General features: G+C 60.9%; 10 protein-coding genes. All 10 read left to right on the top strand.

What is annotated here, in order from left to right; all coding sequences use genetic code 11:
* Window positions 1–152: 152 nt before the first annotated feature.
* The 10 genes from NIT7645_RS07245 (at window position 153) to NIT7645_RS07200 (ending at window position 11,906) form a co-directional block, all read left to right on the top strand.
* A complete protein-coding gene (locus NIT7645_RS07245; RefSeq protein ID WP_050686402.1) occupies window positions 153–3,572 on the top strand; it encodes an indolepyruvate ferredoxin oxidoreductase family protein in 3,420 nt (1,139 codons plus the stop codon).
* A gap of 162 nt (window positions 3,573–3,734) precedes the next feature.
* Complete coding sequence (locus NIT7645_RS07240; protein WP_050672320.1) at window positions 3,735–4,613, top strand: lysophospholipid acyltransferase family protein; 879 nt, start codon at window positions 3,735–3,737, stop codon at window positions 4,611–4,613.
* 20 nt (window positions 4,614–4,633) lie between these two features.
* Complete coding sequence (gene murI / locus NIT7645_RS07235; RefSeq protein WP_008560884.1) at window positions 4,634–5,443, top strand: glutamate racemase; 810 nt, start codon at window positions 4,634–4,636, stop codon at window positions 5,441–5,443.
* Window positions 5,444–5,577: 134 nt separating this feature from the next.
* Window positions 5,578–6,606: an N-acetyl-gamma-glutamyl-phosphate reductase gene (gene argC / locus NIT7645_RS07230; RefSeq protein WP_008561179.1), complete on the top strand. Its 1,029-nt coding sequence runs from the start codon at window positions 5,578–5,580 to the stop codon at window positions 6,604–6,606.
* A 51-nt stretch (window positions 6,607–6,657) separates the two neighbouring features.
* Entirely contained in the window at window positions 6,658–7,104 is a 447-nt protein-coding gene (gene ccmE / locus NIT7645_RS07225) for a cytochrome c maturation protein CcmE (protein ID WP_008561762.1), read from the top strand.
* A 107-nt stretch (window positions 7,105–7,211) separates the two neighbouring features.
* Window positions 7,212–7,823, top strand: coding sequence for a holin-associated N-acetylmuramidase (locus tag NIT7645_RS07220; protein WP_008559907.1), 612 nt, complete (start codon window positions 7,212–7,214; stop codon window positions 7,821–7,823).
* Between the two features lie 5 nt (window positions 7,824–7,828).
* A complete protein-coding gene (locus tag NIT7645_RS07215; protein ID WP_008559523.1) occupies window positions 7,829–8,410 on the top strand; it encodes a holin family protein in 582 nt (193 codons plus the stop codon).
* Window positions 8,411–8,550: 140 nt separating this feature from the next.
* Entirely contained in the window at window positions 8,551–10,515 is a 1,965-nt protein-coding gene (locus NIT7645_RS07210; protein ID WP_008559146.1) for a heme lyase CcmF/NrfE family subunit, read from the top strand.
* Window positions 10,512–10,991, top strand: a complete 480-nt coding sequence (locus NIT7645_RS07205; protein ID WP_008559976.1) for a cytochrome c-type biogenesis protein — start codon at window positions 10,512–10,514, stop codon at window positions 10,989–10,991. The genes NIT7645_RS07210 and NIT7645_RS07205 overlap by 4 nt, the downstream gene beginning before the upstream one ends.
* 138 nt (window positions 10,992–11,129) lie before the next feature.
* Window positions 11,130–11,906: an enoyl-CoA hydratase-related protein gene (locus tag NIT7645_RS07200; protein WP_008561226.1), complete on the top strand. Its 777-nt coding sequence runs from the start codon at window positions 11,130–11,132 to the stop codon at window positions 11,904–11,906.
* Window positions 11,907–11,939 lie beyond the last annotated feature (33 nt).

Raw genomic sequence — 11,939 nt, 5'->3', positions numbered from 1 at the left:
CCTCAATCCAACCCTATATGAAATGTATCGATACTTTCAATTTCATAGGGCCAAGTGAAACACATTCTGACAGAAAACAGTATACAGGTCAGCAATTATGACCTATTATTGAGCGCAGATGAGCAAGCTAGTCATGGTTGGGGAGGCCAAGAATGAGCACGCAGAAGATTTCACTGAACGACAAATATGACCTGACCAAATCGCCGGTCATGCTGAATGGTACGCAGGCGCTGGTGCGGCTGATGCTGATGCAAAAACACCGTGACGTTCAGGCCGGTCTGAACACCGCAGGTCTGGTGACGGGGTATCGCGGCTCGCCTCTTGGTGCGGTCGATATGCAGATGAAGCGGGCAGAGAAACACCTGACCGCCAGCGATATCACCTTTCAATACGGTCTGAACGAAGATCTCGCCGTGACGGCCCTGTGGGGCGCCCAGCAGGCCGAAGTCCGCGGCGAGGGCAAATACGACGGCGTGTTTGGCCTGTGGTACGGCAAGGGGCCGGGCGTTGACCGCTCTGGCGATGCCATCCGCCATGCCAATATGGCCGGCTCGTCCAAATACGGTGGCGTCCTGATGGCGATGGGCGACGACCACACCGGCGAAAGCTCTACCGTGCTGCACCAGTCCGAATGGTCGCTGATGGATTGCTACCTTCCCATCGTCAGCCCGGCAGGCGTTCAGGAAATCCTGGATTACGGCATCTACGGGATTGGTCTCAGCCGGTTCTCGGGCCTGTGGACGGGGCTCAAAACCATGAAGGATACGATCGAGGTGACATCGGTCGTGGACGGCAATCCCGACCGGATGCAGCTTGTCACACCCGAATTTGATATGCCGGCGGACGGGTTGAACATTCGCCTGGATGACGACCGTTTCCGCCAGGAAAACCGCATCATCGACTACAAGCGCTTTGCGGCAGAGGCCTACAGCCACGCCAACAAGATGGACAAGCGGATGTGGGGCAAGCCGGGCGCCAAGATCGGTTTTGTTGCGGCTGGCAAGAACTGGCTGGATCTGGTCCATGCGATGTCGCTGCTGAACATCGACGAAAACATGGCCGAACGGCTGGGCATCACCACCTATAAGGTGGGCCAGACCTGGCCACTGGACATGAAGGGCTTCAACGATTGGGCGGAGGGGCTGGACCTGATCGTAGTGGTCGAGGAAAAGCGCAAGCTGATCGAGATCCAGATCAAGGAAGCCATCTTTGATGACCGTCGGGGCCGCCGGGTTTATGGCTGGTACAAGGGCGGCGCAGGCGGCATGCACCGCGACGAGCTGTTCCCGACCAAATACGCGCTCGACCCGATCATGATCGCTGAAAAACTGGGGCAGATCCTGATCGAAGAGGGTCGCGAGACCGAGGCAATCCGCGCCGGGCTTTCGGCGCTGGAAGATGCCAAGCGCGCAGACAATGCCGAGGAGATCGCCGCGCGTCTGCCGTACTTCTGCTCGGGCTGTCCGCATAACTCCTCCACCAAGCTGCCTGATGGCTCGCGTGCTTATGCGGGGATCGGCTGTCACTTCATGGTGCAGTGGATGGACCGCGAAACGACCGGCTTTACCCATATGGGCGGCGAGGGCGTGAACTGGGTCGGCGAGGCGCCGTTCTCGAACCGCAAACATGTGTTCCAGAACCTCGGCGATGGCACCTACAACCACTCAGGCGTGCAGGCTATCCGCGCGGCGCTGGCTGAGGGCACCAATATCACTTTCAAGATCCTCTATAATGACGCGGTCGCGATGACCGGCGGGCAAGAGGCCGAGGGCGGGCTGACAGCGCAGCAGATCGCGCATGAGCTGACAGCGATGGGGGTGAAAACCATCGCCGTGGTCTATGATGAAAAGGAAGACGTCGACGCCAAGCTGTTCCCGGCAGGCATGCGGATGCACGAACGCGCAGAGCTGATGGTGGTGCAGAAGGAGTTTGAGCAGGTCGAGGGCGTCTCTGCCATCATCTATATTCAAACCTGCGCCGCCGAAAAACGCCGCCGCCGCAAAAAGGGCCTGTTCCCTGATCCCGACCAGCGGGTGTTCATCAACTCTGATGTCTGCGAGGGCTGCGGCGATTGCGGGGTGCAATCAAACTGCGTCTCTATCGTGCCCAAGGAAACGGAGCTCGGCCGAAAACGGGCGATTGACCAGTCCTCCTGCAACAAGGATTTCAGCTGCGTCAAAGGCTTCTGCCCGTCGTTCCTGACCATCGAAGGGGCAAAGATCCGCAAGGAGCCAACCGCCGCACTGGACCTGCCGGACCTGCCCACGCCTGAGCTGCCAAGCATCAATGGCACCCATAACGTGGTCATCACCGGCGTGGGTGGCACTGGCGTTGTCACCATCGGTGCAGTGCTGGCGCAGGCCGCGCAGATTGATGGCAAGGGGGCTGGCATGATGGAAATGGCCGGTCTCGCCCAGAAGGGTGGCGCGGTCCATATCCACTGCCGTATTGCCAACACGCCCGAGGACATCAGTGCGATCCGCGTTGCCACCGGCGAATGTGACGCGCTGATCGGGGGTGATCTGGTGGTGTCGGCGGGGGCCAAAACCATTGGCCTGATGAAGACCGGCAAGACCGGTGCGGTGGTCAACAGCCATGAAATCATCACCGGCGACTTTACCCGCGACACGGAATTCCAGATCCCGAGCGACCGTCTGCAGGTGGCGCTGGAAGCGCGTCTGCGCGAGCGTCTGGACCTGTTTGACGCCTCTGAACTGGCGCGCGCCAGCATGGGGGATTCCATCTTTTCCAACATGATGGTCTTTGGCGCGGCCTGGCAGCGCGGCTTGCTGCCGATCAGCCTGGAGGCGATCCAGGAGGCGATCACCCTGAATGGCGCGGCGGTGGAACGCAACCTGCGCGCCTTCGATATCGGTCGCTGGGCCGTGCTTTACCCGCAGGAGGCCGCGCGCCTGGCAGAGCCCAATGTGGTCGAACTGCCCAAGACGCTGGACGAGAAAATCACCTTCCGCAAGGCGCATCTGACCGACTATCAGGGCCCGCGCCTGGCCAAGCGTTACGCCAAGATGCTGGATGGCATTTCCGACAAGGCGCTGAAGGAAGCGGTGGCCAAGGGCTATCACAAGCTGTTGTCCTACAAGGACGAATATGAAGTCGCCCGTCTGCTGCTGTCGAGCCGACAGAAGGCCGAGGCCGAATTTGAGGGTGATCTCAAGATCTCCTACAATCTCGCGCCGCCGATGCTGACAGGCACCGACCCCAATGGCCGCCCGAAAAAGCGCAAATTCGGTCCGGGTATGGAACGTTGGTTGCGCCTGCTGGCGAAGTTCAAAGGACTGCGTGGCACCCCGCTGGATCTGTTTGGCTACACTGCCGAGCGCAAGATGGAGCGGGCGTTGATCAAACAGTATGAGAGCGACATGAAGGAATGGCTGCCCAAGGCATCGCCTGAGATCATGGAACCTCTCATCGCACTGGCAGAGCTGCCGCTGGAAATCCGTGGCTTTGGCCCGGTCAAGCAGGCCAATGAGGCAAAAGGCGCGAAAAGGCGCGAGGAAATCCTCTCGGTGTTGCGCCAAGGGGGCGAGCCGATGAAAACCGCCGCGCAGTAAGCCATGCGGCGAGCCGGATGATTTTTCAGGGCGCTCCCACGTGGGGCGCCCTGATGTGTTTGATGGCAGTTTGCCGCGCCCTGTCACACCTTTGTCATGGATCTGTCGCATAGAGCGCTTCCGGTCTAGACAGACCCTGCGACATCAGACGGAGACGCGACAATGCAGGCTCAGCGCCATCTTGCCCGTGACATTTCCTACGCGCATTCCGCCTCGACCCGCGCCGGGCGCGCGATGATCCGGCTCATGGAAAACTCGACTGGCCGGCTCAGCCTTATCCGGCGCGCAGCAGGCTACGAGCAGGAGGTCGCTGCCGGGCGGAGTTTTTGGGGCGTGATGGCAGAACGCTATGGGCTGACGCTTGATGTCGTTGGCGGTTCGCTGAGCCATATCCCCACCGACCAACCTGTCATCCTGATCGCAAACCACCCCTATGGCATTCTTGATGGGTTGATGATGGGGCATATTCTGGCGGAAACACGCGGCGACTTTCGCATTCTTGCCCATCAGGTGTTTCGCCGGGCCGAAGATCTCAGCAAGGTGATCCTGCCGGTTGATTTCGCTGAAACCAAAGATGCGCTACGCACCAATCTGGCGACCCGCAAGACTGCGCTCGACTATCTGGGGCAGGGCGGCGCTATCGGCATTTTCCCGGGCGGAACGGTCTCCACCGGTGTGACGCCTTTTGCACATCCGATGGATCCGGGCTGGCGGGGGTTCACGGCCCGGATGATCGCCAAATCAGATGCGGTGGTGGTGCCGGTGTTTTTTGACGGTCACACCTCGCGGCTGTTCCAGATTGCCAGCCACATGCACGCAACACTGCGCATGGGTTTGTTGATCCAGCAGTTCAAAAAGCGCGTGGACACGCCGGTTCGCGTGGTCATCGGCAGGCCGATCGGGCGCGATGTGCTTGATCCGCTTGCAGGTGAGACAAAAGCAATGATGGATTTCCTGCGCAAAGCAACGTATGAGCTGTCTCCGACGCCGCTTAAATCCGTGGACTACGGGTATGAGTTCGAGCAAAAACACCGCGCCTGAGCGGGCAATGAGAGAGACAGATGGCTGTAGGTATCTTCGATTCCGGCCTGGGCGGGCTGACCGTCCTGGATGCCGCGCAACGGCGGCTCCCCGATGTGGATTTTCTCTACTATGGTGACAACGCGCGCGCGCCCTACGGCGTGCGGGACGCAGAGGATGTGTTCCAGCTCACCAACAACGCGGTCAATGCGATGTGGGAGCGCGGCTGTGATCTGGTGATCCTGGCGTGCAACACCGCCTCGGCGGCGGCGCTGCGCCGGATGCAAGAGGCAGGCGTGCCCGAAGGCAAGCGTGTGCTGGGGGTGTTTGTCCCGCTGATCGAAGCGCTGACCGAACGGGAATGGGGCGACAATTCCCCCCCGCGTGAAGTTGAAACAAAACATGTCGCGCTGTTTGCGACCCCGGCAACCGTGGCCAGCCGCGCGTTCCAGCGTGAACTGGCGTTTCGCGCCATTGGCGTTGACGTCGAGGCGCAGTCCTGCGGCGGTCTGGTGGATGCCATTGAAGATGGCGACATGATCCTTGCCGATGCGCTGGTCAAAAGCCACGTTGATGCGCTGCTGCGCAAGATGCCCAACCCGCAGGCGGCCATTCTGGGCTGTACCCATTATCCGCTCATGGAGGACGCCTTTCAGGCCGCACTCGGCCCCAAGGTCAAGGTCTTCAGCCAGGGGGCATTGGTTGCCGAAAGTCTCGCCGACTATCTGACCCGCCATCCGCAGATGCTGGGCACCGGTGGCAGTGCCTATCTGACCACGGGCGACGCAAATCGCGTCAGCACCCGCGCAACGCAGTTCCTGCGACGAGAAATCACCTTTCAGGCGGCCTGATCCGGGCGTTCCCGCACGGATTTTCTGCCGGTCCTTGACCTCAGACAAATCCGGTCGGGACCATTCCCTGTTATCACCGCCGCAAGCCTGCGTTTGCGGACACTGCATTTACCCACAGGTCAAAGAGGTCTCACATGACCCATAAAGTAGCTATCCTTGGTGCCTCCGGATACACTGGCGCCGAACTGGTGCGGCTGATCGCCCAGCACCCGAACATTGAAATCGCGGCCCTGTCTGCGGAACGTAAGGCCGGTATGACCATGGCCGAAGTGTTCCCGCACCTGCGCCACATGGATCTGCCTGTTCTGTGCAAGATCGATGAAATCGACTTTACCGGCATCGACCTGTGTTTTTGCGCACTGCCGCACAAAACCAGCCAAGAGGTGATCGCAGCCCTGCCAAAAACGCTGAAGATCGTCGATCTGTCAGCGGACTTCAGGCTGCGCGACCCGGCAGAGTATGAAAAATGGTACGGCAACGCCCATGCGGCCCTCGACCAGCAGAAAGAGGCGGTTTATGGCCTGACCGAATTCTACCGGGAAGAGATCAAATCCGCCCGGCTCGTTGCGGGCACAGGCTGCAACGCGGCCACCGGTCAGTTTGCGCTGCGCCCGCTGATTGCGGCTGGTGTGATTGATCTGGACGACATCATTCTCGATCTGAAGTGCGCGGTTTCGGGGGCGGGGCGTTCGCTCAAGGAAAATCTGCTGCACGCAGAACTGAGCGAGGGCTACAACGCCTACGCGATTGGTGGCACCCACCGGCATTTGGGCGAATTCGATCAGGAGTTCTCCAAACTCGCAGGCCGCCCGGTCAAGGTGCAGTTCACGCCGCATCTGGTGCCCGCCAACCGCGGCATTCTGGCGACTGTCTATGTCAAAGGCGATGCACAGGCGATTTATGACACCTTTGCCAAAGCCTACGCGGATGAACCCTTTATCGAGCTTTTGCCATTTGGCGAGGCGCCGTCCTCGCACCATGTGCGCGGCTCCAACTTCTGCCATATTGGCGTGACACAGGACCGGATCGAAGGCCGCGCCATCGTGATTGCGGCGCTGGATAACCTGACAAAAGGTAGCAGCGGTCAGGCCTTGCAGAATGCCAACCTGATGTTAGGTGAGGATGAAACAACCGGCCTGATGATGGCGCCACTGTTCCCGTAAGGGGACAGCCGCCATGTCAGTGCCGTTTGCAAACAGGACAAAGAGGCCCCGATGAAGTCGCTCAAGAAACAACGCCGGATCCAGGTCATCGCGCTGACGGTTGTCGCGCTGGTGGTTGCGACGGGGCTGATTGGCTATGCGATGCGCGACGGGATCAACTTCTTCCGCTCGCCCAGCCAGGTTGTTGCCGAACCGCCCGCGGCGAGCGAGGTTTTCCGTATTGGCGGTCTTGTCGAGGAAGGCAGCATCGTGCGCGGTCAGGGCGAAACCGTGCGGTTTTCCGTCACCGACGGCGGGGCCAGCGTTGCGGTGTCCTACACCGGCGTCCTGCCTGATCTGTTTTCCGAAAACGAGGGCATGGTCGGAACCGGCCGCTACGTGAACGGTGTGTTCGAAGCCTCTGAAATCCTTGCCAAACATGACGAAACCTACATGCCGAAGGAAGTGGTCGACGCGTTGAAGGAACAGGGCGTCTACAAGGAACCCGAAGGCAGCTAGCGCCCGCCAATTCCTACCCGTTGCCATATGAGCGTACGCCCTGGTCGGAGTACGCTCATTTTTGTTTGCGATCCTGTCTGTCTCACCCCGTTTGAAAGGGACAGAACATGCAGGACATCAAGGCAATTGCCGAAGACATCATCACCCGCGAAGGCGGCTATGTGGATGACCCCGATGATCCGGGCGGCGCGACAAAATACGGCGTCACCCTTGCGACGCTGCGCAGGCTGGGGCTGGATTTGACCGGTGACGGGCAGGTGGACAGGCGCGACGTGGCCTCTGTGAGCCGGAGCCAGGCTGTTGATCTTTTCATCCGACATTTCTTTGACAAGCCCCGCATCTCGGCCCTGCCGGAGGTTCTGCAGCCATCGGTGTTTGATATGTATGTGAACGCAGGTGACAACGCCGTGCGCATCCTGCAGCGGTTGCTGGCGACGATGGGATATGAGGTGGCGGTCGACGGCCGCATCGGCCCGCAAACCGCAAGCGCGGCCCGCGCCGCCGCAGAGATCGGGCGAACTTCGCTGCGCGATGCCTATGGCGTGGCCCGGCGCAATTACTACTTTCGCATCGCCGATCGCAGACCCGCCAGCCGCAAGTATGCCCGCACCCGCAAAGGGGGCAAAGGCGGCTGGATCTTGCGGGCCGAGGCATTTGTTTCGCCGCGCTATCATCTCAGCCCGGCTGAATTTCAGGCCCGTGTGGCAGAATGGGAGTAGGGGTGATGCGGCTGTTGTCCGGACTGATTGCCGACACGCTGCGGGCGCTGTTTGGTGGGGGGCGCAATGTGGTGGCTGAAACGATCGAGGTGTTTCGCGAAAACGCCGAAGGGGCAGCGCTGCGCAGTGAGGCCCGCCATGGGGCCGCGATGGAGCAGTTCGCGGCCGAGTTTTCCCGCGACCGGCGCAGTTGGTTTGACCGGCTGATGGATGGGATGAACCGCCTGCCGCGCCCTTTGCTTGCGCTGTCGACCCTGGGGCTCTTGGCGGCTGCGATGGTTGATCCCTTGTGGTTTGCAGCCCGTATGCGCGGCCTTGCGTTGGTGCCAGAACCCCTGTGGTGGCTTTTGGGCGTTGTGGTGTCGTTTTACTTTGGCGCGCGCCAGCAGGTGAAACACCAGAGCTTTCAGCGCGATATTGCCGCGCAACTGGCACAGGCCCGCCGCGTGGCAGACGATATCGCCGAGATCGACACCCTTCGCACAACCGCGAAAGACGCAGCAATGCCGCCGCCGCCGCAGGCGCCGATAGCCGCTGCCAATCCCGCCCTTGGCCAGTGGTTGCGAGACCGCGATGAGACGAGATGACCCGCCTGTACCACCCGGCAAGCTGTGCTAAATTACGCGCAATGGCCAACCCCTTGTCCGGGGTTGGTTCCCTCTCACTGCGGCGTGAGGACGCGCCGATTGCGATTGGCGGCCATTTCGCTTCGCCCTATAGATAGCCCATGATTACAGAACTCGGTCACTTCGCCCTCATCCTCGCTTTTGTGATTGCCATCGTTCAGATGGTGGTCCCGCTTATCGGTGCGCATTTCCGCTGGCCCGGCTGGATGTCGGTAGCAGAGCCCGCTGCGCAGGCGCAGTTTTTCTTTACGGCCTTCGCCTTTGGCGCGTTGACCTGGGCGTTTGTTACCTCGGATTTTTCGCTGCGCTTGGTGACGCTCAACAGCCATTCCGCAAAACCGATGCTCTACAAGATCTCGGGCACTTGGGGCAACCACGAGGGCTCCATGCTATTGTGGGTGCTGATTGTGAGCCTGTTTGGCGCGGTCGCGTCGGTGTTCGGCGGTGGCTTGCCACCCACGCTCAAGGCGCGGGTGCTGGCGGTGCAGGCCGCGATTGGCGTGGCGTTCTTTGCCTTTATCCTGTTCACCTCAAACCCGTTTCTGCGGCTGGCGGTGCCGCCCTTTGACGGGCAGGATCTGAACCCGCTGTTGCAGGATCCCGGTCTCGCCTTTCACCCGCCGTTTCTGTACCTCGGCTATGTGGGCCTTTCGATGGCGTTTTCCTTTGCCGTTGCGGCCCTGATCGAGGGGCGCGTGGATGCTGCATGGGGGCGTTGGGTGCGTCCCTGGACGCTGGCGGCGTGGATCTTTTTGACCATTGGCATCGCTCTTGGCTCGTGGTGGGCCTACTACGAGCTGGGCTGGGGTGGCTTCTGGTTCTGGGATCCCGTGGAAAACGCGTCCTTCATGCCCTGGCTATTGGCGGCGGCGCTGCTGCATTCCGCGATTGTGGTCGAAAAACGCGAGAGCCTCAAAAGCTGGACCATCCTCTTGGCGATCCTCGCGTTTGGCTTTTCGCTGATCGGGACATTCATCGTCCGTTCCGGCCTTCTGACGTCGGTTCACGCCTTTGCCAACGACCCGGAGCGCGGTGTCTTCATTCTGATCATCCTGGCGTTCTTTACCGGTGGCGCGCTGACCCTGTTCGCGGCCCGCGCGCAGGCCATGCAGGCCAAAGGCGTCTTTGGCGTCGTGAGCCGGGAGACAGCGCTGGTTGCCAACAACATCCTGCTGGCGGTCAGCTGTTTCGTGGTGTTCTTTGGCACGCTATGGCCGGTGGTGGCTGAAATGGCCTTTGACCGCAAGCTGAGCGTTGGCCCGCCGTTCTTTGATGCAGCCTTTACCCCCTTCATGGTGGTTTTGGGGCTGATCCTGCCTGTGGGCTCCATGTTGCCGTGGAAACGGGGCGTGCTGGGGCGCACCATGTGGCGGTTGCGGTTTGTCTTTGTGCTGGCTGTCGCGCTTGGTGTGCTGGCCTGGGCGATGCAGACCGGACGCTCCGGGCTTGGGCCAATCGGGCTGTTCCTGGGCGCCTGGGTGGTGTTTGGGGCGTTTGCCGATCTTTGGCTGCGGGCGGGCAGCTCCAACCGGTTGGGGCGTCTGATCCGGATGCCGCGCGCTGACTGGGGCAAGGCGGTTGCCCATGCTGGCCTTGGGGTCACGATCTTTGCCATTGCGGGTTTGACCGCATGGGAAGCCGAAGATATTCGCGTGGCTGAGCTGAACAAACCCTTCAACGTCGGCAGCTATACGCTGGAGTTGCAGGACGTGCGCCGGGTCCGTGGCCCGAATTACATCAGCACCATGGCCGATATCGAAGTCACCCGCGCAGGCAAATTCGTGGCGTTGCTGAACCCGGAAAAACGCGACTATCCCGTCGCGCAGATGCCCACGACAGAGGCGGCCATCGATTACCGTTTCCTGCGGGATCTTTATGTCGTCATCGGCGATCAGCAGGACAACGGCGGCTGGACCGTGCGGACCTATATCAAACCGCTGGCCAACTGGATCTGGGGCGGCAGCCTGTTGATGGCGCTTGGCGGTCTGCTGAGCCTGAGTGACCGGCGTTTCCGGGTTGCAGCTGGCGCCCGCCGCAGCCCCCGCGAAGGAGTACCTGCAGAATGATCCGTTCTCTGTTGCGTGCCGCGGCGGTTGCCGCGCTTGTCCTGCAGCCGATCGCACCTACCTATGCCGTCCAACCCGATGAGGTGCTGGCAGATCCCGCGCTAGAGGCGCGGGCGCGGGAACTGTCCAAAGACCTGCGCTGTCTGGTCTGCCGCAATGAAAGCATCGACGAGAGCAACGCCGATCTGGCCCGCGACCTGCGGCTTTTGGTGCGTGAACGTCTGGTGGCAGGCGACAGCAATGAAGAGGCGATGGACTTCATTGTGGATCGCTACGGTGAATATGTGCTGCTGAGCCCACGCGCGACCGGTGCCAACTGGCTGCTTTACGCAGCCGGGCCGATCATGCTTGTGCTGGCGCTGATCATGGCGGGCGTGTACCTGCGCGGGCGCAGCAATACCAAAGCCGAAGAGGACGCGGTGCAGGCGCTGAGCGAACAGGAAAAAGCACAGCTTGATCGCATCCTGAAGGACTGAGGGCAGGGCGATGTTGGGCCAAGTTGGGGCCGCCGTGACAACGGCGGCTCTTTTCGGTTGGGGTTACGCGGCGTTTGCCTTTTCCTGCCGGGCTCCTTAGGCAAATCTGCGACAAACGATTAACGGCGAGGCCCATTGATGGATTACAAGGAAATTCAGTATTCGCTGGCGGATGGTCTGGCCATCGTCACGCTGAACCGCCCGGCAAAGATGAATGCGTTGACGGGCCTGATGCGGGCTGAAATCACCCATGCGATGCAACGCGCAGGCAAGGAAGCACGGGCGGTGGTCATCACCGGGTCCGGCAAATCCTTCTGCTCCGGTCAGGATCTGTCGGATGCTGCGAGCCAGGGCAAGCTGGATCTGGAACGCACACTGCGCGATGAATATACCCCGATGCTGGAGGCGATCTATAACTGCCCGGTTCCGACCATCGCCGCCGTCAACGGCCCGGCTGCGGGGGCAGGTGCCAACCTTGCCCTTGCTGCGGATGTGGTGATCGCCAGCGAGAGCGCCTATTTCATGCAGGCTTTTGCCCGTATCGGCCTGATGCCTGATGCGGGGGGCACCTGGTTCCTGCCGCGTCAGATGGGTATGGCCAAGGCGATGGGCGCGGCGCTGTTTGCCGACAAGATCACGGCCCAGCAGGCCAGCGATTGGGGAATGATCTGGGAAGCTGTGGCTGACGACAGTTTTGACGCCCATTGGCGCGCCCGTGCGGCCTATCTTGCTGGTGGTCCGACGCGTGCCTTTGCTGCGATCAAAACCGCGATCCGCGATGGCTATGGCAACTCTCTGCCGGAACAGCTGTCCGAAGAAGCCCACCTGCAGGGGGAATGCGGCAAGACCCGTGACTTTATGGAAGGTGTCACGGCCTTTATGGAAAAACGGCCCGCGAAATTCGAAGGCCGCTGATCCGGGATCAATTCAGCGCTGAACAAAAAAGCC

The organism is Phaeobacter italicus (genome assembly GCF_001258055.1).
GTDB classification, from domain to species: Bacteria; Pseudomonadota; Alphaproteobacteria; order Rhodobacterales; family Rhodobacteraceae; genus Phaeobacter; species Phaeobacter italicus.
This window is presented reverse-complemented; position numbering and strand designations above follow the sequence as displayed.

Coding starts and splice junctions, on each gene's coding strand:
- NIT7645_RS07200 (WP_008561226.1), top strand. CDS start 11,130: ATGGATTACAAGGAAATTCAGTATTCGCTGGCGGATGGTCTGGCCATC.
- NIT7645_RS07205 (WP_008559976.1), top strand. CDS start 10,512: ATGATCCGTTCTCTGTTGCGTGCCGCGGCGGTTGCCGCGCTTGTCCTG.
- NIT7645_RS07245 (WP_050686402.1), top strand. CDS start 153: ATGAGCACGCAGAAGATTTCACTGAACGACAAATATGACCTGACCAAA.
- murI (WP_008560884.1), top strand. CDS start 4,634: ATGGCTGTAGGTATCTTCGATTCCGGCCTGGGCGGGCTGACCGTCCTG.
- NIT7645_RS07210 (WP_008559146.1), top strand. CDS start 8,551: ATGATTACAGAACTCGGTCACTTCGCCCTCATCCTCGCTTTTGTGATT.
- NIT7645_RS07220 (WP_008559907.1), top strand. CDS start 7,212: ATGCAGGACATCAAGGCAATTGCCGAAGACATCATCACCCGCGAAGGC.
- argC (WP_008561179.1), top strand. CDS start 5,578: ATGACCCATAAAGTAGCTATCCTTGGTGCCTCCGGATACACTGGCGCC.
- NIT7645_RS07215 (WP_008559523.1), top strand. CDS start 7,829: ATGCGGCTGTTGTCCGGACTGATTGCCGACACGCTGCGGGCGCTGTTT.
- NIT7645_RS07240 (WP_050672320.1), top strand. CDS start 3,735: ATGCAGGCTCAGCGCCATCTTGCCCGTGACATTTCCTACGCGCATTCC.
- ccmE (WP_008561762.1), top strand. CDS start 6,658: ATGAAGTCGCTCAAGAAACAACGCCGGATCCAGGTCATCGCGCTGACG.